At 70.5% G+C, this 24,978-nt stretch carries 16 protein-coding genes; 6 read left to right on the forward strand and 10 right to left on the reverse strand.

What is annotated here, in order from left to right:
• Positions 1-5: 5 nt before the first annotated feature.
• The 6 genes from BM004_RS37145 to BM004_RS37170 all read right to left on the reverse strand — a co-directional run bounded on the left by BM004_RS37145 (position 6) and on the right by BM004_RS37170 (position 15,566).
• Complete coding sequence (locus BM004_RS37145; RefSeq protein ID WP_177206751.1) at positions 6-11,387, reverse strand: filamentous haemagglutinin family protein; 11,382 nt, start codon at positions 11,385-11,387, stop codon at positions 6-8.
• Positions 11,388-11,586: 199 nt separating this feature from the next.
• On the reverse strand, positions 11,587-12,597 hold the full coding sequence (locus BM004_RS37150) for a FecR family protein (protein ID WP_143072637.1): 1,011 nt from the start codon (positions 12,595-12,597) through the stop codon (positions 11,587-11,589).
• A 134-nt stretch (positions 12,598-12,731) separates the two neighbouring features.
• Entirely contained in the window at positions 12,732-13,262 is a 531-nt protein-coding gene (locus BM004_RS37155) for an RNA polymerase sigma factor (protein ID WP_093221451.1), read from the reverse strand.
• Positions 13,263-13,264: 2 nt separating this feature from the next.
• Positions 13,265-14,014 carry a hypothetical protein gene (locus BM004_RS37160; protein WP_143072638.1) on the reverse strand — a complete coding sequence of 250 codons (750 nt, stop codon included), beginning with the start codon at positions 14,012-14,014 and terminating at the stop codon, positions 13,265-13,267.
• A gap of 211 nt (positions 14,015-14,225) precedes the next feature.
• On the reverse strand, positions 14,226-15,131 hold the full coding sequence (locus tag BM004_RS41850; protein WP_218152776.1) for a class I SAM-dependent methyltransferase: 906 nt from the start codon (positions 15,129-15,131) through the stop codon (positions 14,226-14,228).
• A gap of 225 nt (positions 15,132-15,356) precedes the next feature.
• Positions 15,357-15,566, reverse strand: a complete 210-nt coding sequence (locus tag BM004_RS37170) for a DUF4287 domain-containing protein (RefSeq protein WP_093221458.1) — start codon at positions 15,564-15,566, stop codon at positions 15,357-15,359.
• A gap of 167 nt (positions 15,567-15,733) precedes the next feature.
• On the opposite strand from BM004_RS37170, the gene BM004_RS37175 reads away from it, so the two are divergent.
• Positions 15,734-16,084: a hypothetical protein gene (locus tag BM004_RS37175; protein ID WP_093221461.1), complete on the forward strand. Its 351-nt coding sequence runs from the start codon at positions 15,734-15,736 to the stop codon at positions 16,082-16,084.
• A gap of 122 nt (positions 16,085-16,206) precedes the next feature.
• Positions 16,207-16,488, forward strand: coding sequence for a hypothetical protein (locus BM004_RS37180; protein WP_093221463.1), 282 nt, complete (start codon positions 16,207-16,209; stop codon positions 16,486-16,488).
• A 114-nt stretch (positions 16,489-16,602) separates the two neighbouring features.
• On the opposite strand, the gene BM004_RS37185 is transcribed toward BM004_RS37180, so the two are convergent.
• Positions 16,603-17,697 (reverse strand): alpha/beta fold hydrolase, encoded by a 1,095-nt coding sequence (locus BM004_RS37185; protein ID WP_093221466.1) that lies wholly within the window; start codon positions 17,695-17,697, stop codon positions 16,603-16,605.
• A gap of 270 nt (positions 17,698-17,967) precedes the next feature.
• On the opposite strand from BM004_RS37185, the gene BM004_RS37190 reads away from it, so the two are divergent.
• A complete protein-coding gene (locus BM004_RS37190) occupies positions 17,968-19,353 on the forward strand; it encodes an MFS transporter (RefSeq protein WP_093221468.1) in 1,386 nt (461 codons plus the stop codon).
• Between the two features lie 22 nt (positions 19,354-19,375).
• On the opposite strand, the gene BM004_RS42560 is transcribed toward BM004_RS37190, so the two are convergent.
• Positions 19,376-19,531: a hypothetical protein gene (locus tag BM004_RS42560; RefSeq protein WP_371271214.1), complete on the reverse strand. Its 156-nt coding sequence runs from the start codon at positions 19,529-19,531 to the stop codon at positions 19,376-19,378.
• 15 nt (positions 19,532-19,546) lie between these two features.
• Positions 19,547-21,109, reverse strand: a complete 1,563-nt coding sequence (locus tag BM004_RS37195) for an OPT/YSL family transporter (RefSeq protein WP_371271215.1) — start codon at positions 21,107-21,109, stop codon at positions 19,547-19,549.
• Between the two features lie 105 nt (positions 21,110-21,214).
• On the opposite strand from BM004_RS37195, the gene BM004_RS37200 reads away from it, so the two are divergent.
• Positions 21,215-21,823 carry a hypothetical protein gene (locus BM004_RS37200; RefSeq protein WP_093221471.1) on the forward strand — a complete coding sequence of 203 codons (609 nt, stop codon included), beginning with the start codon at positions 21,215-21,217 and terminating at the stop codon, positions 21,821-21,823.
• A gap of 93 nt (positions 21,824-21,916) precedes the next feature.
• Positions 21,917-22,543 (forward strand): ATP-binding protein, encoded by a 627-nt coding sequence (locus BM004_RS37205; RefSeq protein WP_143072639.1) that lies wholly within the window; start codon positions 21,917-21,919, stop codon positions 22,541-22,543.
• 26 nt (positions 22,544-22,569) lie between these two features.
• Here BM004_RS37205 and BM004_RS37210 read toward each other — a convergent pair whose 3' ends face one another.
• Positions 22,570-22,953, reverse strand: coding sequence for a hypothetical protein (locus BM004_RS37210; protein ID WP_093221476.1), 384 nt, complete (start codon positions 22,951-22,953; stop codon positions 22,570-22,572).
• Between the two features lie 73 nt (positions 22,954-23,026).
• Here BM004_RS37210 and BM004_RS37215 point away from each other — a divergent pair, with 73 nt between their 5' ends.
• The gene (locus BM004_RS37215) at positions 23,027-24,931 is read left to right on the forward strand and encodes a diguanylate cyclase (protein ID WP_256220243.1); all 1,905 of its coding nucleotides are present in this window, start codon (positions 23,027-23,029) and stop codon (positions 24,929-24,931) included.
• Positions 24,932-24,978 lie beyond the last annotated feature (47 nt).

Raw genomic sequence — 24,978 nt, forward strand, 5'->3', positions numbered from 1 at the left:
GCCGGCTAGCGGTCCTGCCGCAGGCGACGAAGCTCGTCGCTGCTCAGGTTCGCCCAGTGCGCGGGGTCGATCTTGCGGCCCATGCCCACGACCTGCACCGGGTTCATCGGGTCGTAGCCGACCTGCGCCCCCGACTGCAGCCCCGGGCGCGGCGGCGGCGCAACGTCGCCGCCCGGCATCGGCTCGTTGCCGAAGCCGAGCACGCGCACCGTGAAGACCGACGCCAGCGCCTGGCGCGCCGCCGCGCGCTCGCGCTGCACCGCGTCCTGCGCGGCGGCCGTGGCCTGCGCCGCGGCCGAGCTCGCATTGGTCAGCGCGCCGATGTTGACCGCCGCCACCACCGGCAGCCCCTTGGTCTCGCCCTTCACCTGGATGTTGTCGGCATTGAGCACCTGCAGCGCCGCGATGTTCAGGTTGCCCGCCACGCGCAGGCCGGCATCGCCCGCGTTCACCGTGCCGCCCGGCGCGACCAGGTCCACGTCGCCGTCGCCCACCGTGCCGATGCCGCTGCCGCTCATGTCCGACTTCTCGCGGATCACCGTCACGCCGTCCAGGTCGGTGCTCACCTCCGGCGCCGACGGCACGCGCAGGGTCTTGGAGCCGCGCCCGGCGTCGATGTCGCCGAGGGTGGCCCAGATGATCTGGTCGCTGCCCTGCCTGGTCACCTCGGGCACGAAGGACAGGATGCGCGACTGGTTGACGGTGACGTCGTCCCTCGCAAAGATGCCGATGTGCCCGGAGGCCAGCGTCACCAGGCCGTAGCCGGCCGGCACCGTGGCGCCCAGCGCCGCCACCTGCAGGCCGCCGCCCGGCGTGAGCACGTCGATGTCGCCGCCGGCCATGGTGCGCAGCATGAGGGTGTTGGCCGTCACGTCGCCCTTCCATTGCTCGCCCGGAAACAGCGTCTTGATGGCCGCGTAGCCCCGGTTGTAGCCGCCGTTGCGCGGCAGGCCGCCGGTGCCCGGCTCGTTCTGGTCGCGCCCCGCCTCGCGCAGCTCGAGCAGGTAGACCTGCCGCAGGAACTGCTGCTGCGCCAGCTGGGGCAGCTGCTGGAAGCGCGCCCAGGCATCGAGGGGCTCGAGCTTCTCTCCGGTGATGCCCGCCATGTACGACACCAAGCCGCGGCGCACGGTCTTTTCCTGCCCGCCCGCGCGCGTTTCGAGCTGGTCCACCAGGTAGATGGGCAGCACGCTGCCGTCCGCCGTTCTGGCCTTCAGGTAGTCGGGCATCGAGGCCACGGCGGCGGGGTCGAGGTAGGCGCGGGTGAATGCCTCGTAGCCCGCCGCTGCGTTCAGCCCGGCCATGGCGGTGATCGCGGCGCCGCGCTCCGGCAGGCCCTTGACCTGCGTCTCGGGCAGCGCGCGGTTGTTCGCGTCGTAGCGCTGGTTGCCGAGCGTCTGCACCTGCAGGTTGTCGGCGTACAGGTCGCGCCCGGCGGCCAGCACCAGCGTGCCGGGGCCCTGCAGTTCGATGTTGCCGGTCAACCCCGCGGCGGACCCGTTGTCGCGGTTGAGCGGCCTCACGCTCTCCACCGCGAGGATGTCGTTGCCGGCCTCCAGCAGCGTGACGTCGGAGCCGCGCAGGTTGCGCCCCGCCATGCGCACGCCGCGGATGTCGGTGCCGGCGCGCACCCAGGTCTGCTCGTTGGCCTTCACGTCGAGCCCGACGATGGAGCCCTGCGACGCATAGATGCGGCTGGGCTCGAAGTCGTTGGCCAGCGGGAGCACGTCGGGGTTGTTCACGCTGCGCAGGTACTTGTCGTTGACCGGCGAAGACAGGGCCGGGTTGATCAGGTTGTCGAGCAGGTCCTCCATGTTCATCTGGTTGAACGGCGTGTTCGCGCCGCTCGGCATGAAGCCCGTGGGCATCATCGCGGGCGTGGCGTAGGACATGACGAGCTGCGCGTCGAAACGGATGTCGTTCTTCGCGACCAGCTTCACGTCGTTCGTCGTTCCCGGCAGCACGTACAGCGGCCCGTCGATGGCGATGCCGCCGTTCACGGCGGCTGCGGAAAATCGCGCCGGGTAGCGGTTGCCGCCGAAGCCCACGAGGGTGTCCGTGGCGAAGCTGTTGAGCACCAGGTCGCGGAAGATGAACGTCGCGCGGTTCACCAGCGTGATGTTGCCGCCGGTCGACACCAGCCTGAGCGCGCTGCGGTCGGTGTAGCCGCTCATGAAGGCGCCGTAGTTCAGCAGCTGGCCGTCGTTGCGCAAGCCTTCGCCGTAGTTCACGAGCAGCGGGTCGATCACGGTCTGCAGGCGCAGGTCGCCCGCGGTGCGCAGGCTCAGCGTGGCGTCGCCCAGCGCGAGCACCGGTGCCGCCGTGTAGCTCGACTTGGTGAGGCCGCCGTTGTTGTCGTCGCGGGTCAGCGTGAAGGTGTGGCCGATGGCCGTCTCGCCGGCGCGGATGTCGCCCGCGCCGCGCGCCACGTAGTACTGGCCACCGCGGATCGCGCCGCCGGCCTGCACCGTCATGGCGCCGCCGTTGCGCATTTCCATGGTCATCGCTTCGCTCGCGGAGCGCCCGCCGCGCATGCGCATGTGGGTCGGCAAGGCGACCAGCAGGTTGCGCAGGTCGCCGCCGGCGTCCACGGTGACGTTGCCGCCGCCCAGCGCGCCCACGCCCTGCTGGAAGCGCCCGAAGTCGATCCACCAGCTCGATTGCTCGGGTGCATGGATGACGGGGCCGTAGACGCCGTCCGGGCCCACGCCGTACTCGCCGTTGGTGTACTCGCCGAAGAAGCGCTGGGCGTTGACGTTGCCTTGCCGGTTGAGCCATTCGGTGAAGTGCTGGCCCGACGGCACGGACTCGATGCTGCCCTGCGCGCCGATCGCCAGGTTGCCGCCTTCCACGCCATAGCTCGCGTTCGGGTTGGCGGTGGAGAAGTCGCTCCACACCGTCGTGTCCTTGCGCCCGGCGGTGTAGATCACCGATTCCTTGTGCGCCAGGCGAAGGTCGCGGCCGGCGCGCACCTCGAGGTCGCCGGTGCCCGTGCGCACGAGCTTGCCCGCGCCGTTGTCCGGCGCCGGGTCGCTGTCGCTGGGCACGGCGGTGTTGGCCGTGCCGACGGTGATCGACCCCGTGCCCGCGGCCTGCGCCGCCAGCGGCTTGAGCGCCATGGCGTCGGCCGAGTCGAGCTGGCCGCCCGCCACCAGCCGCAGGCTCCACGACGGGCCCGCCTGCAGCACGCCGCCGCGGTCCGCCGCGTCGAAGCCGTCGCTCAGGTGGCCGTTGATGGCAAGGTTGCCGCCCGCGCGCAAAGTCAGCGTGCCTTCGCGCGCGCCGGAGAAGTCGCTGAACAGATTCCAGTCGCTGTTCAGCGCGAGGTCGCCCGCGCTGCGGATCTCGATGCCCGGCATGACGTCCAGCCGGGTGCCCAGCCGGCCGGCCACCGCGGCCGACGCGGCGCGGAAACGTCCCGCGTCGGCGATGGCGTCGGCCTTGACCGAATCGACCGTGGCGCCGTCGTAGTCCTTCACGTCGTAGACGCTCACGCCCTCCAGCACCGCCGAACGCGCGCCGGTGACGGCGGTGTTCAGCGCGGCAACCGCGAGGTCGTCGTGCGCGGCGTTCTGTTGCGCGCGCAGGCGCACCTTGCCGCCTTCGTTGCCGGTCACGTCGATCAGGCCGCCCAGCAGGTTCAGCTGCCCGCCCGATGCTTCGAGCGTGACGCGGCCGTTGCCCAGGCTGCCGGTCGCGCCGGCCAGCAGCTGCGCGCCGGCCTGCATCGCCACGCCGTTGCCGGCGGTGATGCGAATGGCGCCGCCGTAGGCCGAGCGCGCATCCACCGTGCCGGAAATGTCGATGCTGCCGCGGTCGGCCGTGAGGCCGAAGTCCTCGACCTGCGTGAAGCCGCCCAGCGCCACGTCGCCCTGGCGAATGCGGAACTGGCGCGACCGGTTGAAGCCGGCGTCGTTCAGCCGCTGGCTCACGCCGGCGAAGTCGGGCAGCGCCTCGATGTCGAGCGCGAAGCTGCCCGCCTTGCCGCCGTTGCCGCCGGCCTGCGCCGCGATCTGCCCGTTGAGCAGCACCGTGCCGCCCTGCGACGACGCCAGGCTCAGCGTGCCGGCGTCGCCGCCGCCCGGATGCGCGGCCAGGTTGAGCCGGCTGCCGGCCTCGAGCCGCACGTCGCCGCCCACCGCCGACAGGCCGATGCGGCCCGCGTCCGCGTATTCGGCGACGTCGAAGAACTGCTTGGCGGAGCCGCCCACGTCGATCACCGCGCCCTGGCCCAGCACCAGGTTGCCGCCGGTGGCCGTCATGTCGATGCTGCCGCCCAGCGCAACCGCGCGGCCCGTGAAGGCGATGCTGCGCCCGGTGAGGCCCAGGCGCAGGCCCAGGCTCTCCAGCACGTCGAACGGCGCGCCCGCGCCGTCCGCCGGCGCGACGACCTGCAGCGCGCCGGCCGTGGCAATGGATTGCACCGCGCCGCCGCGGCCGGTGAGCAGCGGCGTGTTCAAGGTGAGCGGCGTGGCGCCCGCGTCGATGCCGCCCGCACCTTCGCCGACGATCGCGTCGCGGCCCGACAGCGTCACGCCGCCGAAGCCCGAGAAGGTCTTCCGGCCCGCGCCCAGCACCAGCGTGGCCGCGTCCAGCGTGAAGCCGCCAGCCCCCGTGCCGGCCGGCACGCCCGTGCCGCCGCTGCTGTTGACGAGCGCGATGCTCTCGCCCTTGATCACCACGTCGCCCGCGCCGCGGCCGACGAATGCGGCGCCGTCGAAGGTCAGCGATTTCAGGCCGGCCGCGCCCAGGTCGAGCGAGCCGTAGAAGTCGAAGTCCGAGTAGCTGCGCAGCGTCAGGCGCTTCGAGTTGGCCAGCTGCGCCAGCGCGCCGCTGCCCAGCACCATGCCTTCGGTGCCGCCGCCGAAGCCGATGCGGCCGGCCGCCACCGACAGGTCGGTGCCGGCAATCTGCGCCGAGGCCGCCAGCTCGGTCGTGCGCGTGGCGTCGATCAGCAGCGCCGCGTCGCCGTTGACGACGGCGCCGGCACCGATCGCGACCAGGCCGCCGCGCGAGATGTCCACGCCCTGGCGAATGACCTTGACGGCGTCTCCGGTGCTCAGGCGAACCAGCGCGCCCCAGTCCCTGGCGGGCGAGGTGAGCACGTCGTCCACCGCGTCCTTGGCGTCGATCACGCCGTCGGAGTTGTCGTCCAGGTTGCCGTCGGGGTCGGTGTAGACCGCGGCCACCCTGGGCTTCACGCTGAGGGTGCCGGAGCTGCGTGCGCTCGGGCCCTTCGCGCTGACACGGCTGCCGGCCTCGATGGCCACCTTGTCGCTGGCCGCCAGGATGATCTCGGGGCCGAACAGCTCGGAGCCCTCGTTGTTGCGCACCACGATGTCGGTCGCGGTCACGTCCAGCTCCAAGCCGAGCGCGTTGCCCTGGCGCTTGCCGCCCACCAGCAGGCTGCCGGCGCCGAAGTTCGACAGGCTCGTCGAATCGATGACCAGGTAGCCGTCGGCCTGCAGGCTGGCGCTGTCCTGCCCGCTGCCGACGATGGCGATCTTCTTGCCGGCGATGTCGACCAGCCCGCCGCGCCCGCCCGCAACGGGCGCCGAGCGCAGCGTGCCGTCCAGCAGCAGCCGGCGGCCCGCGTCGAACACGACCGCGCCGCCGTCGCGCGGCAGGCGCGGCGTGACCACGTTCTGGCCCGTGAGGCGGTACTGCGTGAGCTTGAAGGCCTCGGACGAGAAGAAGTCGTTGGCCGTGGCCTCGTTGTATTCGGAGTAGCGGCGCAGGGTGCCGCCGGACATCACGCGCCAGGCCGTGGCCTGCGCGTCCTGGTTGCCGCCGTAGGTGTTGCCGCTGCGGCCCTGCATGACCAGGCTGCCGTCCGGCGCGAGGGTGGCGGGCGCGGGTGCGCCGCCCCATGCCTTGCCCGTGGCCTGCACCGCGAAGGCGCCGGGCAGCAGCGCATAGCGCGCGGGCAGCAGGTTGTACCAGCCGGCCGCCAGGCCGGGGCCGCCCGCGAGCCAGACGCGCTGGCCTGCGGCGGCGGCGCCCGCGGGTGCCGCGCCGGCCTGCCCGGGCAGGATGGCGTACATGCCCGGCATGCTCAGCACGTCGTGCGAGCCGCCCGGGCCCGGCACGAATTCGGAGGCATGCAGGTCGCCGCCGCCCGCGATGTCCACCACCGCGCCCTGCGCCAGGGCGACGTCGGGCGACTTCATGGTGATGCGCTTTTCAGGCGGTGCCACCAGCGAGCCGCTCGACGGATTGGTGACGTCGACTCCCTTGGACGGGTCGTGCCAGTGCTCGTTGTTGGACAGCGTGCCGTAGGGCACGGTCAGGCCGGCACCCGACACCGATGTCAGGCTGCCCGCGCCCAGCGACAGGCGTTCGCCGGCATTGAGTTCGATCTGGCCGAGCGGCGCGCGCAGCACGCCGTTCTGCGCGATCACCGGCGCCTCGAGGCGCAGGCTGCCGCCGGCCGACAGGGGCGCGCCGCCGGCATCGCCCATGCGCTCGACGGTGATCGAGTCGCCGGCGCGGATCACGCCGGTCATCGCGCTCGCCGGGTACACCTGCCCGGCGTTGAGCGCCAGGTGCCCGTCGACGTCGAGGTTGACCTGCAGCCTGGTCTCTTCGCTGATCTGCGTGGGCAGCGCGCCGCCCATGCGGATCTCGCCGGCTTCGAGCACCGTGCGGCCGAAGCCGGTGATGCGCACCGTGCCGGCCTGGAACTGGCCCTGCTCGTCCGATGCGGAGATGTCGATCAGCGAGCCGGCCACGGTGAGCTGCCCCGCCGCGGCGGCACCGGACGCACCAGGTGTTGCCGACGGCGCAGGCGCCAGCGCCGCCGAGGCGCCCGGTATGGCCGACAGCACGATGCGCGGCGCGCGCAGCGACGACGTCGAGCCCGCGTGCCCGACGATCGGACCCTGCAGCAGGATCGAGCGGCCCAACGCGAGGTTGGCGTTGTCCAGGCGAATCGCGCCTTGCGATCCGTTGACCAGCGCGAGGTCGGCGAAGCCGCCGTCCTTGAACGACTGCGGGCGCAGCGTCAGCGCGAACTGCTGGCCCGGCTTTTGAAGCAGGTCGCGCAACAGGTCGCCCGAAAACAGCGTGTCGCGGAAGTTGTCCAGCGTCTGCTCGGACAGGCCGAACTGCGCCGGATCGAGCGGGCCGGGCACGCCGGGCGAGCCCAGCCGGTCGGACATCACCAGTTCCTTGGTGTCCGCCAGGCGCGCGAGCAGCGAGGACGGCAGGATCATCGGGCCGGCGATGTCGTAGCCCCAGCTGCGAAGGCCCGGGGCCCAGTCGAAGTCCAGGCCCTGCTTCGGGTCGCTGCACACGCCGTCCACGAAGAAACCGTAGCAGTCCGGGTCCTGCACCACGCGCTCGAGCTGCTCCAGCGGCGAGCCGTTCGGGCCCGACGCCGCGGTCATGTTCACGCGGATGCGCCCGCCGATGCCGCCGGGGCCGCCCGCCTCGCCGCGCATGCGGCTTTCGACCAGGCCCTTGCCCGTGATCTCGATCAGCCCGCCGTTGCTGTCCAGCGTGATCGCCTGCGCGGGCCGCGGCACGCGCGTGCCGGAGGGGCCGGCGTCGGCCACGGCGTCGATGGTGCCGGTGGCGCCCGACACGTCGATCAGCGCGTCCTTCTCGAGCCGCAGATCGCCCGCCTGGACCGTCACCGTGCCGCCGTCGCGCACTTCGCCCACGCGGCGGCCGGTGCTGTCGACGTGGATCAGCGGCACGCCGCGCGCCAGCAGTTCACCGCCGGCTTCGAGGGTGACCTTGCTGCTGCTCAGGCCGATGCGGCCCGCCGGTGCCTCCAGGCGCCCGGCGACCGTCAGCGCGCCCAGTTCGCCGCCGGCGTTCAACAGCAGGCTGCCGCCGGTGTCGGTGCGCACGGTGGCGCCGCGCGCGATGCGGATCGGGCCGTTCTCGGCGCCGAGCGCCAGCGATGCGGGCGCGCGCGCCGCGCGCTCCTCGGGCCGCAGCACGCCCAGGGGGGCGACGTCGGCCAGGTTCCGCCCGCTCGGCAGGTCGCGCCAGGCGAAGCCGTTCAGGTCGATGTGGGTGGCCTGCTGCGACACCGTCACGCCTTCGGGCACCACGATGCCGTTGCCTTCGCCACGCACCGAGACCGAGACGTTGCCGAACCCGCGTTCGCCGAAGAGCCCGGCCGGCAGCAGGGCCACGCCGGCCGCGGGATCGTCCGGTTGCGAAGCGGACGCAGTGGGCACAGTGGGCACGGCAGGCGCAGTGCCGCCGATCTGCACCTGCGAGGCGGCCTGCAGCGCCAGGCGGCCCGCCGAGCCGGCCGCATGCGCGCGCATGTCCAGTGCGCCCAGGTCCAGGTCGGGCGTCACGCCGGTCAGCGAGATCGACCCCGCATCGCCCACGCGCAGCGTCGGCAGGCCCTTGTTGCCGCGGTCCACGCGGCCGCCGCCCGACACGTCGAAGACGGCATCGCGATGCGCGGAGATCTTGCCGACGTTCAGCGTGATCGCGCCGCCGTCGATGGCCCAGGCGCTGGGCGAGACACCGTCGCGCCAGCTGTTGATCCATTGCCCGCTGGCGTCCAGGCGGCCCTGCTCGCCCACCTCCAGCACGCCGTTGACGGAAGACAGGCCGATCTTGCCGCCCGGCGCGCGGATCTGCCCCTGGATCCGGATGTCGCGGGTCGAGCCCTCGGTGCCGGCCACGGACAGCGAGGCACCCGGCGACAGGTTCAGCACGGCGCCCTTGGCGAGCTCGAAGTCGCCGTTGATGGTGTTCAGCACGATGGTGCCCATGCCCGAATCGCTGAGCATGTCGTCCGACAGGAAGGTGAGCTTGCGCGACTTCAGCTCGTCGGGCTTGACCTGCACGTAGAAGTCTTCGCCGAGCCTGGCCCTGGCGTCGAAGTCCTGCGCGAGCCGCCTCGGGTCATGGCTGACGACGATGGTGCCCGGCGACCAGGGCCTGCCGTCGGGCGTGTTCTCGCCCAGCTCCAGCCGCCCTCCCTTGCTGGCGCCCGGGTTCTTCGACTGGCGCTCCCCCACCACCACGCCGCCCAGCATGTCGCCCTCGAGCACCATGGCGTCGCCCGCGAAGACCTTCACGTCGCCCGCCTTGCGGCCTTCCGTGTAGCCGGCCTCCTTGAAGTCGGCGCCGATGATGGGCGAGCGCCACGTGGTCTTCACGCCCCAGCGCGCATGCTCGCTCGTGAACTCGCCGGCCAGGCCGGTGTAGTCGGTGTCGGACGCGGCGCGCTCCATGGTGTGCACGCGGCCGTCGGCGCCCATGAGCTTGGTGGCCGTGTTCATGCCGTCGCTGTAGCGCACCGAGCCGCCGGACACGTCGAGCACCGAGCCCGAGCGCGTGATCACCGCGCCGCCCGCGCGCAGGTCGATGCTGCCCGCGTCGGCCGAGAGCTCGCGCAGGTCGGTCTTGCCCACGCCCACCCAGCCGCTGACGTCGGCCAGCGGCGTGCCCACCCAGGCGCCCGGAACGTAGGTGACGCCGTCGGGGCCGAGCACCCATTGCACGCCCGCCATCGGGCCGTCCTTGAACACGCCGTTCACGCGGCGGTCGACGATCACCTTCTTGCCGCGCACCCACGAGTCGAGCAGCAGCGGCGAGTCGCGCAACTCGTTGATGCGCAGCTCGGCCTCGATGAAGTTGCGCGACATTTTCACCTGCATGCCCTGCAGGCCGGCCACGCTCAGGAAGGCTTCGCTGTCGAGGTAGATGCGGCTCTCGTCGCGCAGGCTGCCGGGCTTGAAGTACGGGAACTGCGTGAACATCGGGTTGACCGCCGACTCGGCCTTGATCGTTCCCGCCGGCACCAGCACGCCGGCCTTCGAGCGGATGTCGATCAGCTGCCCGTAGAGGCTCACGCGCCCGGGCTGGTAGCGCGTGGCGAGCGCGGAGGCCTCGATCTCGCCGGTGTCCGAGGCGTCGGGCAGGATCTGCGCGATGCTGCCTTCGCCCAGCGTCAGCGTGCCGGCCGACCAGTTGATCAGGTCGTCCACGCCGTCCGCGTACATGTGCGAGCCCAGGCCCCAGGCGCGCAGCAGGATCGAGCCGTTGCGGTTGTTCAGCGCGGTCGTCGAGCTCAGCACGCCCGACTGGCGCACGTCCTGCGCCTGCAGGGTGATGTTGCCGCGGTCGGCCTGCACGGTGCCGGTGTTGACCACCTCGTAGCCGACCGACTTGGCGCGAGCGGCCATCTCGGGCATGACGACGTCACGCAGGCCGTTGACGAAGTTCACGTCGGCATAGACGGCCACGAGCTTGAGCGCGCCCTGTATCTGCCCGCCGCCGAAGGCCCAGCCCGGCACCGCCGAGGCGGCCACGTCCAGGCCGCGGGGCGCGTTCGGGTCCTGCGCGGACGGTGTCTTCAGGTAGATGTTCTCGCCGGCCGCCAGGATCACCTGGCCGTCGGGCGCGGAGATGCGCCCCGCGTTGCGCACCTTGGGCGCGAACAGCATCACCTTGCCGCCGCTGTCCGCCGCCAGCTGCGCGCCGGCGTCCACCCGGACCTCGCCGGGCGCCGCGCCGGGATCGAAGCGGTCCACGCCGCCCATGCGGTCCGGCGCGCCGCCGGTGCCGGGCTTGAAGCCCGAGTCGCCGTAGATGGCGGGCCGCTCGGCGGTGAATTCGCCGAACTGCGGAACGGCGAAGTCGTTGCCCTGGTTGGCCAGGACCTGCGCGCTGTTGATGCCCAGCTTGAACTGCTTGTCCGACAGCGCCAGGCTCGACGCGACCAGCGAACGCGTGTTCACCTGGCTCGACCCGGTGAAGACGATGCCGTTGCGGTTGATGAGGTACACCGAGCCGTCGGCCTTGATCTGGCCCGCGATCTGGCTGGGCCGGCCGCTCGGGTCGTTGATGCGGTTGAGCGCGATCCATGCGTTGGTGCCGTCGGGCTTGGCCCCGCCCTTCTGGTCGAACTGCACCGTGGTGTTCTTGCCGACGTTGAAGCTCTCCCAGTTCAGGATCGCCTTGTCGTCGGTCTGCTTGATGCCCACCACCGTGCGGCCGCCGGCTGCTGTCTGCACCGGCGCATTGGCGTTGAGCCAGCCCGCGGTGAGGCTGTTGCCGTCCACCTTCAGGCCGCCGTCGGCCAGGCCGTCGGGAATGTCCGAGCCGCCGTTCAGCGCCGCCAGCCGCGCCGCCTCCTGCGAGGCCTGCTGCGCGGCGATGCCGCGCGCGGCCGCGTTCAGGTTGTTGATGGAGCGCTGCAGCTGCGCGTCGGCTTTCTGTTGCGCCCCCGGGTTGGTCAGCATCGATGCCGGCATGCCGTTGGGCAGCCGGCCGGTGGCCGTTGCCGTGTTCTGCGCCGCGTTCTTGGCCGCGAACCACGCGCCGCTGAAGGCCTGCTGCGCATGGGCATCCATGAGCGCGCCGTTGGCGGCAAGGACCACGGCAACGGCACGCGCGATGGGTGCCATGCGCAACGGCCGTCCCGCCGGCATCTTCCGTTCCTGCGCGCCGTTTCTCGGCGGGGTTGCTGCGCCCTGGGGTCCGCGTGTGCTCATGAGTCGTTCTGCCCGAAAGTTGAGTCGATGCACTAAGACGAACAGGCGCCCCTGTACCCCGCAACTTATTTTTCGCGCCGGCGCGCGTGGGCGCTCGCGACGCGGCGCGGGCTCAGCTGAGCACGATCACCCCGCCCGGCAGCGAGCGCGCGTCGAGATCGAAGGCGTGCTGCAGCTGCGCCAGCGCCAGGTCGAGCGATGCGATGTAGAAGCTCCCGGTGACGCGCCGGTCGCGCGCCGCGGCGTTCATCAGCATCACGCGGCCGGGCCGGTAGCGGTTGATCTCGTCGAGCACATCCGACAGCCGCGTCTGCGTGAACACCAGTTCGCCCTTGCGCCAGGCGGACAGGTTCGCCGGGCCGACCGGGGCCACGCTGCTCACCGCACCGGCGTCATAGACCGCCTGCTGGTGGGCCCGCAGCTCACGCGTGCCCGCGGGGTGCTCCATGCGCACCGTGCCCTCGATGCAGGTCACGCAGACCTTGCCCTGCAGGTAGCGGACCTCGAAGCGCCCCGCGTCGGTCAGGCTGCGGCCGGCACCGGCGGTGACGCCGAAGGGCCGGCCGCCGCGGCCCGCGCCCGTCAGGTCGATGGCCGCTTCGCCCGCGAGCAGGTCGATTCCCGTGGTCTCGTCGCCCGCCGTCTGCCGCCGGATGCGGGTCTGGGTGTTCAGGGTGACCTGGATGCGGTCCGTCAGCTGCACCAGCAGCTGCTCGCCCGTGGCGGTGCGGTAGTCGGCACCCCACTCGGCCGGCGCCGGCCACAGGCCGGCGGGCGGGCGGAACACGGCCACGCCGGCCACACCGGCCACCGCGGCCGCGCTGACGGCCGCGCCCAGGAAGGCCCGGCGCGGCAAGGCCGGCTTGTGTCGATGGCGCTCATGGAATGCGGCCGCCTCGGGGTTGGAGCGCAGCAGCCGGGCCGACGCCGGGCCGATCTCGGCCCATTGCGCCTTGGCCTCGCCGAAGGCCGCGGGGTGCGCCGGGTCGCGGGCCAGCCAGCGCTTGAAGCGCTGCGCATCCTGCGGCTTCACCGCGCCCGAATGGAGCAGGCGCAGCCAGCCCCACGCCTGCTGGCGCCGCTCGTCGGCCTGGAGGGCGAGGTCGTCTACGGATGTCGTCATGGTGTCAGGCGCCACGGCCGCGGCCACGGCGCTGCTGGCCGGGTACTTTGTCGGGGCCTTGGCCCGGTGCGCGGCGGGGGGCGATTCGGTTCTTCACACCGTATGACGAATGGCAACGCGCGACCCCGCAAAATTTATTCGTCATGGCTCATCCTGGCGCTCAGGTAGTCGTGCGCGCTCTTCAGTTCGTATTCGACGGTTCGCAACGAAACGCCCAGGCGCCTGGCCGCCTCGGGTTGCGTGAGCCCCTCCATGTGCACCAGCACGACGACCTCGCGCCGCCGCGCGGGCATGCGGTCCAGCAACCGGACCACCGCATCGAGCTGCGAACGCGCCTCGACCGTCCGCGCGGGGCCGGGCGCCGTGTCGGCGAGCTCCATCAGCGCGTCGACTTCGTCGAAGGGCAGGTTCCGGCTCTGGCGCCGCTGGATGTCCAGCGCAATATTGAAGGCCATGCGCACGAGGTAGCCGCCGGGCTTGCGGATCGGGCCGTCTTCGGTCCTTGCCTCTTCGTTCTTGCCCTGGTCGTTCACGCGCAGCCAGGTGTCGTGCAGCGCGTCCTCCGCCAGGTCCGTGTTGCGCAACGCCCGCCCCAGCTGGCGCTTGAGGGCGTCGTAGTGCCTGGACAGGTAGTCCATCAGGACGGGGCGCGTGTCTTCGGCCATGCTCACGACGCTTCGCTGGCGGCCGCGCCGCGGCAGCGCGTTCCACCGCGCGAATCCGTGGGCAGGACCAGCAGCGTCAAGGGCTGCGGCAGGTCCGGCGGCGGCGATTGCGCGAGGTGCACGCGCTGCAGGGTCTCCACCATCGCCGCATCCCTGGCGGCGTCGCCGGTGGAGCCGAGCAGGCGCGGCCGCCGGAGCTGGCCCGTGGCATCCACCTCGAAGCGCAACAGCGAGCGATACGTTCCCGGCCGCGTGCGGGCGTTGTCGCACAGCGCTTCCCAGACCTGCGCCTGCACCAGGCCCGGGTAGCCGTCCAGGCTTCCGAGGCCGGATGCGCGCGGAGCGGTCGCGGCAGCGCCGGCCGCCTTCAGCGACAGCGTGACGCCGGAACCCGTGTGGACCTTCTCCGCGACCAGGCCGGTGCCGTCCAGCAGCAGCCGAAGGGCGGCGTCGGGCGAATACAGGCCGCGCACGGCGCTCGATGTCAGCTCGCCCAGAATCTCGCTGCGAAAAAGCGCGGGCTGGCGGGTGAGCGCGGCATAGCGCTTGAGCGCATCGCCCAGCGGCTGGGCCGGGATGTCGAAGTCGAGCGGCCGGTCGGCGGCTTGGGGCGCGAGGTCCACCGGCGGCTCGCCGTCGTGCAGCGGCGGCGCGGGCGCGTCAGCCGCGCAGGCTGCACCCGCAAGCCGGAAGAGCACCAGCCCGCAGAGCACCGCCCTGCGGCATGTCACGCCGACGATACGCGCAGGCACGCGGCTCAACCCCGGCGCGCCGTGCTGCCGCGAACATCGGCATGGCTGCCGCAACGCTGCGGGTGCCATGGCAAGGTGAAGGTTCGAGTCGGCAAGGAATGCGCGCCATTCGGGAAACTTGCATGCTGTCACCGCCGTGTGACGGCCGCGTTGCAACCAAGGTGTTCAATACCCGCGCGCGGCACGAAAGCCACATGGCGGCAGGCCCCCTTCAATTGAACATGCCGCGCACCGCCCTGAGCGGCCGGGTCACGCGCCATGAGAACGATCCGGCCAGTTGCCGCACCATCGTCTCGGACTGCGCGAGCCGGTGCGCGAGCGCCTGGTTCGCCACGGCCAGCGCACGGGCCTGCAGCTCCATGGACGTCGCCGCGCCATGAACGGCCGAACGGCGCGCGCTCTCGAGTTCGTGCCGCTGCACGACCGCATCGCCCAGGCCGCTGAAGACCGCCTTGGCACGCCGTGCGCCTTCGGCGTCATGCGCCAGGTCCAGCAGCTGGCGCACACCCGCCGCCACCTGCGTGCCGACCTGCAGCACGCCCAGGCCCGACGCATGATCGAACTCGAAGTGCGGATGGCGCGGGGAAATCTCGCGCCAGTAGCGCCAGACCCCGAAGCCCCGCTCGCGGACCGCCGTGTCGTGGAACAACACGATGGCGCGGTCGGACAGCTTGGGCAGCCACGTCTCGAAATCGTGTCTGACGGCCTCGTAGGTGTGCAGGCCGTCGATGTGCAGCAGGTCGATCGAACCGTCCGCGAACGACGAGACCGCCTCGTCGAAGCCGGTGCGCATCAACTGCGAGAAGCCCGCGAAGTGACGCGCGTTGAAGCCCGAGAGGTCGCGGTACACGTCCTCGCCATAGGCGCCCGCGTGCGCGTCGCCTTGCCAGGTGTCTATCGCATGGCACTGCGTGGGGAGTTGCTCCGCGCGCACCGTCTGGCAGAAGGCGGCGTAGGACATGCCGCGGTGCGTTCCAAGCTCGACGAACCGGTTCGGCCGCGCCACGGCCGTCAACCAGGCGGCGAAAGGCGCATGTCCGATCCAGGCGCTGTCTACCAGGCGCTCGGGGCGAATGAACATCGCCATGTGGGGCTCGATGCCTATGAGTGTCGTCATGGGGGTCCGTTGTTTCCGGGGGGTGTTATGCAGACGGGTGAGCGGCGCCACGAATGACGTTTGTCATAAAACCTTCACGGAATCGCTTCGGCAGGCCCACCGGCGACGAACACGCCCGCGCGTCGGGTGGCGCGGGATCACGACCAGCCTGGGCGACACGGCTTTCACGCGGTCGGGCACCGACGGCGCGGGCCGGTGCCAGGCGCGTGCGGCCTGGCGCGCCTGCTATGCCTTGGCCAGGAACACCGCGACCAGGGCATTCGCGTGCCCGTGGCCCATCCGGTGCTCGGTCTTGAGCTTGCTGACGAGCGCCATGTGCTTGCGGCAATCGGCGCCCTGGAGAATTTCCATCCAGTGCGCGATCGGCTTGGCGTACGTCTTCTCGATGGAAGGAAAGTACGAGGCAGGTCCCTTCACCTTCGGTGATTCCGTCATGGTTCCCTCCGTTCTTGCAAGTTGAATTTGCCGATGGCGCCGACGCACGCAAGCGCACGGCCGGCCGACGATAGTGCCCGCCAGCGAGCGGCCGGGCGGGTGATTTCCCTGATCCGGAGATCACTGTCCTTCAACTTTCGCCATCGGCTGCCGATACATGGACAGTCATGCCCGATTCACATTCCAACCGCCCGTCCCAGCTCTTGGCCATCCTGCCAAGGCAGAACATCATCCAGGACGATGGTGTGCACGTGCTCGTCTCGACGAAAGACGTGGAAGGCGCACGCAGTGACGGCATGCTGCTGAGGCGATGCGATTTCTCTTTGTCCGCGCCGTTCGGCTACGTCTGCCTCGGCCACTTCAAGCACCTCGCCGAGAATTGCTGGCAGGCTTCGCTCGGGACACTGGTCCTGCTCGACGAAGGGGCCGAGCGGCCCGACCGGCTCTATGCAACGGAACTCGACGCGCTCGTCAGCCTTTGGGCGAGCCGAAGACGGTTGAGCCTGGCGAGGGTTTGAGTGCCCGCCTGACCGAACTTCGGCGAGAAGTTTCGGCACGGTTCGCGCGTTCCCGGCGGTCTCTGCGCGCGCTTGCATCGGATATGCTGCCCAGCTCGATTTTTTGACCCTGGAACGACCCGATGGAAGAAGTGAAGATCCTGCAGATCATGCCCGCCGATGGCTGGATGGCCGTGTACGACGGCGGCGACGACGGTGAGATGGAAGAACCCCTGGCCTGCTTTGCGCTGGTCTCGGTCGACTACCAGAACGGCGAAGGCCAACAGACCGAGGTGCGCGGGATGTCTCCCGATGGAAAGTCGATGGTCTTCGTGGAAGACGCTTCGAATTTCGTGACGATTCGCCCGGCCGAAGAAGAAGCCGAGGACGAAGACGACGAAGCGGACGCCGACACCGACGACTGATCGATCACACTGATCGCGCCGATCGCGCCGATCGCGCGCGAACAGGCAGCCCAGGAACTGGCGCAGTTCCTGGGCTTTTTTACGCCGGCATTTGCGGGCACGGCCACGCCGGGCTCATGGCGTCTCCCGCCATGCAGCGCCCGGCGTCATTGCGCGAATGCCCTGGAAGTGGTCCACATCGATGATGGCCTGCGCGAAGGCCTGCGGGGCTTCCTGCGGCAGGTTGTGGCCGATGCCGCCCGGCACGGTGCGGTGCTCGTACCTGCCCTTGAACTTGGCCGCGTATTGCGCAGGGGCCAGGTGCGGCGCGCCGTTGGCGTCGCCTTCCATCGTGATGGTGGGCACGGAGATGGGCGGTGCGCCGGCGAGCTTGGCTTCGATGTCGTCGTACTTCGCTTCACCGGCCGCCAGCTGCAGCATCCAGCGGTAGTTGTGGATCGAGATGGCCACGTGGTCCGGGTTGTCGAACGCGGCGGCGGAGCGCCTGAAGGTTGCCTCGTCGAAATTCCACTTGGGCGACGCGGTCTGCCAGATGAGCTTGGCGAACTCGGCGCGGTACTTTTCGTAGCCGGCGCGGCCGCGATCGGTGGCCAGGTAGAACTGGTACCACCACTGCACTTCGGCTTCCGGCGGCAACGGCTGAAGCCCCACCTTGGGGTTCGACAGCAGGTAGCCGCTCACCGAGACCAGCGCCTTGCATCGCTCGGGCCACAGCATGGCCAGGATGCACGCGGTGCGCCCGCCCCAGTCGCAGCCGCCGACCACCGCCTTGTCGATTTTCAGTGCGTCCATCAGCGCGATGGCGTCGAGCGCCACGGCCGCCTGCTGCGCGTTGCGCGGCGTGTCCTTCGACAGGAAGCGCGTGGTTCCGTAGCCGCGCAGGTACGGCACGATCACGCGATACCCGGCGGCGGCAAGCAGCGGCGCCACGTCCACATAGGTGTGAATGTCGTAGGGCCAGCCGTGCAGCAGCAGCACCGGCGGCCCGTCGGCAGGGCCGGCCTCCGCATAGCCGACGTTCAACGGACCGGCGTCGATCTGCTTGAGCGGGCCGAACGAGGTGCAGGTGCCGGGCTTGGTTGCCGGCACGGCGGAAGACGGCGTGCGCGTTTGCGCCGAAGCCCCCGTGAGCAGGCCGATTTGCCCTGCGACAAGCGCGGCGGTCGTGGTGCCGAGGAAGCGGCGGCGGGAGTGAATCTCTTCTGACATGGTGGGTCTTTTCGTTGTTGGCATTGCGGCAGAAAGCAGCCTTCGCATCCGGTCGATGCGCGCACCCAGTAGATGTGGCCGTTGTATCTGGCATATGTCATGGCACCCCGTGGTTTGCATCCTCGTGTTGATCAAGGCCTCCGGGATACACGCCCGTACATTTCTCCTTCGCGTTCGCCTTCGCCTTCGCCTTCGCTGTCTCGCGCGAAGGGGCCAAATGCGCGCACAGCCACCGAGCCTCGCCTAATTCCTCTCCCGGACAATGCGCGCATGCCTCCTCGCCACCGCATCGTTGCGCTCATCGTCGCCTCGCCCCTGTTCCTTCAGAACCTCGACACCTCGGTGATGGCCACGGCGCTGCCGACCATTGCGCACGCGCTCGACGTGAGCGTGCTGCACCTGAACCTGGCGATCACCTCGTACCTGCTGAGCCTGGCGGTGTTCCTGCCCGTGAGCGGGTGGCTGGCCGAGCGCTTCGGGGCCAAGCGGGTGTTCTGCGTGGCGGTGGCGCTCTTCTCGCTGGGCTCCACGCTGTGCGGCGCGGCGCAGACGCTGCCGCAGCTGGTGGGGTTCCGCGTGCTGCAGGGGCTGGGCGGCGCGATGATGCTGCCGGTGGGCCGGCTCATCCTGTTGCGCAGCGTGCCGGCGTCGCAGATGGTGTCGGCCATGGTGTGGTTCACGGTGCCGCCCGCGTTCGGGCGGCTGGCCGGGCCGCTGTTCGGCGGGGCCATCGTCACGCTGACCTCCTGGCGGTGGATTTTTCTCGTCAACATTCCGTTCGGGCTGATCGCGATCGCGGCCGCGCTGCGCTTCATCAACGACACGCCCGAAGACAGCTCGCCCGCGCCCTTCGACACCGAAGGCTTCGTGCTGCTGGCCCTGGGCCTCACGGCGCTGCTGGGCAGCCTGGAGATGGTGGGCAAGGGGCTGTTGCCGGCCTCGGTCATCTGGGCGATGGCGGGGTTCGGCACGCTGGCCTCGCTGCTGTATCACCTGCGAAGCCGCGGCAAGGCGAACCCGCTGATCGACCTGGGCATCCTGCGGTTCTCGACCTACCGCGCGTCGATCGTCGGCGGCACGCCGCTGCGCATTGCCATCGGCGCCTCACCCTTCCTGCTGCCGCTGATGCTGCAGCTGGGCTTCGGGCTTTCCCCGCTGGTGTCGGGCAGCCTGACGATGGCCTCGGCGCTGGGCTCGCTGGCCACGCGCGCGGTCATGGCCAAGGCCATTCGCACGGTCGGGTTCCGCCCGCTGCTGGTGGGCGCCACCTGCCTCACCAGCCTCTTCTACCTGAGCTGCGGCTACTTCAGGCCGAGCACGCCGCATGTGCAGATCTTCGTCACGCTGATGTTCGGCGGGCTGGTCAACTCGATGGCGATGGTCTCGCTGCAGACGCTGGGCTACTCGCAGATTCCCAAGCCCCGCATGAGCCATGCGGCCACGCTGAACAGCATGGCGCAGCAACTGTCGCTGAGCCTGGGCGTGACGCTGGGCGCCACGCTGGTCACGCTGGCCGCGTGGTGGAACGGCAGCGGCGCGAACCGGCTGACGGCGGAAGATTTTTCTCCGGCGTTCGGCGTGGTGGGCGCGATGACGCTGCTGTCGCTGCTGTCGTTCACCAAGCTCTCGAAGGACGAAGGCGCGGGGTTGCGCTGAACGCCGTGTTCGGCGGCCCGGGCTACGTCACCACGGCCAGCAGGCTGACGATGCCGATGCCCAGCGCCGCCAGCGCGTCGCCGGCGATCAGCCCGCCGCCGAACAGCGACGCGCTGCTCATGTCCTGCGGCGCGTCGCGCCGCGCGGGCGCGCGCGCCGACCACCAGCTGCCCGCCACGCCGCCCGCCCCGAACTACAGCGCGGTCGGCAGGTTGATGAAGCCGCCGAAGGACAGCGCATAGGGCGAAGGCAGCACGATCGCGTCGAGCACGAAGCCGCGCGGGCGCAGCCACTTGCGCAGGCTCTCGATGACCAGGCCGGCCGCAAGGCCCACGCCGATGGCGGTGCGCTGGAACGGCAGGTCGTCGGTCAGGCTGCGCAGCACGCCCAGAAACTTGTAGGTCATGGCCGAGCTCCATTCGGCGGGCTGCTGGCCGGCCTTCATGACGGTCTGGTCTTGCAGCAGCACGGGGTAGGCCGCCATGAAAAGCCGCGCGAACACCACCGCCAGCACGGCGCCCACCACCACGCCCAGCACCTGGTAGCGGAACTGCACCACGCGCGAGGTGCCGAGCCGCCAGCCGGTGGAGCGGTCCTGCTGCATGTCGCACGCCACGCCGGTCGCCACCAGCAGCACCGCGCCGGCCATGAGGCCCACGCCGGGGTCGCGCAGGCCCAACGCGGCAAGGATGACGATGGTCACCACGAAGGCCGAGGAGATCGGGTTGGAGTCGCTCACGCCCACCGAGATGCCGTTGACCAGCGCGAAGAGAAACACCAGCGCCACGGCCACCGCCAGGAAGAACACGGGCTGCCCGAGCAACCAGTGGCCGCAGGCCACCGTGGCGCCCGCCCAGAAGAGCACCCACAGCACCAGGCGCAGGGTGTTCACGCGCTGCCAGTCCTTGACGGCCGGCTCGGGCGCGCCGTGCACCGCTGAGAGCCGCTGCCCGCACGGCAGGGCGCGCGCGAAGATGAGCGCCATGTCCACCAGCGCCGCGCCCATGATGGCGCCGAGCGCAATGAGGAACATGATCTTGCGTGGCGGGTCGCCCGCCTGCAGCCAGCCGATGGAAACGAAGTACGGCTGCAGCACCACGCCCAGCAGCGCGCCGGTCACCGCGGGAACGCCGATGCGCGCCCCCACGACGAGCCCCGCGCCAAAGGTCGAGGCCGACAGCCCGATGGCCCCGAGCACCGCCAGCCGCGCCGAGGCCAGGCCCGCGACCGCCCCCAGCGCCATGCCGCCGCCGAGCTGCAGCACCGAGCGGCGCAGCAGCGCGGGGTCGGTCAGCGCGCGCAGGATGTTGGCCACCGCCAGGCCCGACGGGTAGGCCAGGCGCATGCGGTCGACCAGCATCGGCGTGTAGAGCATGCCCACGCCCACGCCGAACATGCCGACGCAGCCGAGGTACACCGCCATCTGCCAGGCCGGCGGCTGCGGCAGCCCCAGCCACGCCTGCGCCTGCAGCAGCACGCCCAGCCCGCTCATGCTGGCCACCGAGGCGGCGGCCGTCTGGATGTAGTTGGCGCCATGCCGCCCGGCCGCGCCGTAGCCCGCGGTCACGGCCGAGCCCAGCAGGCCCGCCAGCACCTGGCCGCCGACGAAGAAGCCGATGGAGAAGTTCATGTAGGCCGCGGTCACGCCGGCCAGCGGACCCAGCACGAAGATGCCCATGACCGCGAGCAGCAGGTGGTAGCGCCAGCTGCCTTCGGCGGGCAGCCAGCGCCAGCGGGGGGTTCGGGAGGAATCCATTTCCATGGACGGGGATGATCGCGCACTTGGCTTGCGGCATGTGGCCTGCGGTGCGCGTTCGACTGGCATCTCGGCCGTAACCACCACAGGCGCGGCGCCCGGGACATGGCGAACTTCTTCGACAACTCGCGCAAGGGCGACGAAGGCCCGGCGTCTGAAAGAGGCCTCGCGATACTCGAGGCCAACTTCGATGCGGACACCAGCAACCACCATCGGCTGTTGACGCGTTCGCCGCTGGCCGCAAGCGTGCTCTTCCTGTCGCACGACGGAGATACGCGCGTCGTGTTCGATTCGGCCAGCGCCTTCCTGGAAGCCGTGCGCAAGGCCCGCGACAGCGGCCTCGATGTGCCGGGGCTGCACCCGGCCTGCTCGCCGGTCGCGCAAGACCAGGCCGCGCTGAGCACGTTCATCCGTGGGCTCCTGGATGCCGCAGACCTGGGCGATGCCGTCGTCGCGCTGGTGCCTTCGATGGACCTGCAAGATGCCGACCTGCTGAGGCGGCTTGCGCAGGACGAAGACTTCCATCTCGGCGAAGCGGTCGGCATCGAGATCGGGACACGGCCCTCGCCCGCGCTCCTGCAAGACGAACAGGTGCTGGCAAACAGCTTGGCCGATGGCGCGCAAGTGGGCGTGTCGAGCGCGGAGATTGCCGATGCGACGGCGTTTGCCGTTGTCTTTCCGGCGGCGCAGGTTGGCACGGTGCTTCGGGCTTGATGGCTGCTTCAATTTTCAGATGACCACGCGCACCCATGCGGCTTTCTGGCGCGCCGGTGCCTTCATGAACACGGACAACCGGAGCTATCACCTTTGAACACGAATTCATTTGAAGGAATCAGGATCCTGACAAGCGCCGAAGCAGTGCGCTGTCGCCCGCAGATGTACTTCAATGTCGACGACCCCGACGTCGCTGCAACACTGGCCATGCAGGCCTTGTGCCATGCGGTCGACGACGCCATCGACGATCGATGCACACGGATCCGGATGCGCATCGACGGTGCGGAAATTGAAGTGCGCTACGACAGCGGCATGCCGCTCGATCACGACGCGGAGCACCCCGAACGATCGATAGCGCAGGCCTTTCTCACGATCCACGCCGCCTGCCATTCGCGCAAACGCCATCTGGAGGTGGGTTCGGACCTCTGCCAGATCGGGCTCGCCGTATTGAACGCCGTCTGCAGCAAGCTCACCGCCGACATCCGGCAAGGGGGAAAACAGGTGCTGATGACTTTCGAACGCGGCGAGCTGATAGAAGGAAACGGGCCCGCTGTTTCATCCACGGAAGAGCCCGACGAGACGCGGCTGCGTTTTGCGCTCGATTCGCAGGTGCTGCCGAAGAACCAGCCCGCAGAAGACGCGCTGCGTCGTGCGCTGGGCGATGTGCGTTCGCGGCTTCCGAAACTCAAGATCGAAATGGAATACGCGCACCGCGATTGACGCGCGGTTCGAGAAGCTGCGCAGCCCTACCAGTTCACCGACGCCACGCAGCGAACCGGCAGCCCTGTCGCCTTGCCCGTCGCCGACACCGACCCCTCGGTTCTCGTGTGCGCCCAGCCCTCGGTCAGGCTGGCCTGGGTCGAGCTCCACCGCTGTGGGTCGGTGCCGGCGAACCATCCCAGGCCGTGGTCGATCAGGTTCTTCTGGATGCTTGCGCCGCCCGTGCTGCAGGGCGTTCCCGAGCCCAGTTGGCAGTTGGCAGTTGGCAGTTGGCAGTTGGCAGTTGGCGGATGGCGGATGGCGATGGCGGGCACGTACCAGTTCAACCCGCCCTGCGTGTTGGACGCGCCGGCCGTCGGCGACGCGGCACCCGGGACGTTCGCGTTGCCCCAGATGCAGAAAGGCCACAAGACGGCCCGCGGCGACAATGCAGCATTCCCCCCCGCCATTCTTGCCATCCGTCACCTGCTTCTGCACGTTCCGATGATGTTCCGCCTTCTGCAATGCGGCCCCCGCGGCGCCAACCCTTTTCGAATCGCCATCCGTTTCCCGCACCTGCGCGTGCTGCTGGCCGTTGCGCTGGGGTTGCTGCTGTCGACCTTCGCCGCCGCGCAGCAGCCCGACGCCCCGCGCCCGCCGCTGAGCGTGCAGCGCCAGCCGAACGGGCTGCCGGCCGTGCACCAGTTGCAGGTGTTCGAGGACCAGACCCGCTCGCTGGGCATCGAGCAGGTGCGCGCGCCTTCGCAGCAGGGGCGGTTCGCCTTTCCTGACGACCCGCTGCGGGGCAAGGAATCCGACCGGGTGCTGTGGTTCAAGCTGCAGATGCGGCTGGCCGACCCCACCGACGCCGCGGACGCGGCACGCGAATGGCTGATGCTGGTGCCGACGGTTTCCACGCACGACCTGCGTTTCTACGGCCCCTTCGACGAGAACGGCCGCGCGCTGGCCGCGCCGGTCACCACCGGCATGCGCTATCCGTGGGCGAGCCGGCCGGCGGCGTCCGAGCAGATGGCGTGGCGCTTCCAGCTGCCGGGCCCGGGCACGTACACCGCGTACTTCCGGGTCGAGTCGACCTTCGCGCGCATCTACGACGTGACCGTCTGGGACCCGGCCGACTACCTGCAGTCGACGCAGGACAAGCGCATGTTCGACGGCGTGACCTACGGCATCCTGATCGGCCTGATGGTGTACGGCCTGGTGCTGTTCAAGGTGTTCGGCGAAGGGCTGTACGGCTTCTACATGCTCTCCTGCGCATGCGGCGTGCTGGCGCTCGGCAGCATCAACGGCCACGCCTTGCGCTACCCGTTCGCACACTGGCCGGAGGCGGCCGGCTTCGCGTACACGGCGGGGCCGGCGCTGTGGGCCATCTGCAAGCTGCAGTTCGGCCGGCGGCTGTTGCGGCTGCGCCATTTCGCGCCGCCGCTGGACTGGCTGGTGCAGGCCTTCACGCTCGCACTGGCGCTGGCCATTCCGTACGCCAACTGGGGCGCGCACCCGCTGATGACCTTCCGGCTGGTGCAGATCTCGGTGATGGCGTCCACCGTGGTGATGGTGATCGGCGCGCTCATCGCGATGCGTCGGCGCTACTGGCCGGCGGTGCTCTACTTCTTCGGCGTGGCGCTGCTGCTGGGCGGCGTCGGGGCCATCGTGGTGGCGAGCTGGGGCTGGATCGAGTGGGCGCCGAACCAGATGAACATTTCGCAGGGCGCGCTGGTGGCCGAGCTGATCGTGTTCGCCGTGGCGATGGGCTCGCGCCTGCAGCTGGTGCTGCGCTCCGAGCAGGCGCTCACCGAGCGCACGCAGCAGCTGGTGGAGGCGCTGGGCACCGACGCGCTCACGGGCGCGTCCAGCCGCGCCGGCTTCGAGAGCCGCGGCGAGGAATGGCTGCAACGGCAGCAGCCGTTTGCCCTGATGCTGCTGGACCTGGACGGCTTCAAGGGCGTGAACGACGCGCACGGCCATGCGGCCGGCGACGCGGTCCTGATCGCCATCGCGCAGCGGCTGCGCCAGCAGTTGCGCAAGGACGACGTGGTGGCGCGCTTCGGCGGCGACGAGTTCGCGGTGCTGGTGATGGGCACGCCGACGCGCGACGCGCTGAGCCAGATGGCGCTGCGCATGATCGAGGCCGGCCGGCAGCCGGTCGACTACGAGGGCCGCGATGTGTCGGTGGGCATGAGCCTGGGCGTGGCGTGCAGTCCGGGCGACGGCGACACGCTGGCGCGGCTGCTTCGCTCGGCGGACCGCGCGATGTACCACGTCAAGCAGCGCGGCACGGCGCCGTCGTTCATGTTCGCTGCCGACCTTGCCGCCATCGACGCGCCGCGCAGCCAGCCGGTGCCGCTGGACGCGCAACGCCCGGACGGAGACACCGCGCTGGGAAGCCGCTGAGCCTGCGGGCCGGGCGGCGGTGCCGCTCGACCGCCGGCAACGGGTGG

Origin of the sequence: Variovorax sp. OK212, assembly GCF_900112425.1 — a bacterium.
Lineage (GTDB): Bacteria > Pseudomonadota > Gammaproteobacteria > Burkholderiales > Burkholderiaceae_C > Variovorax.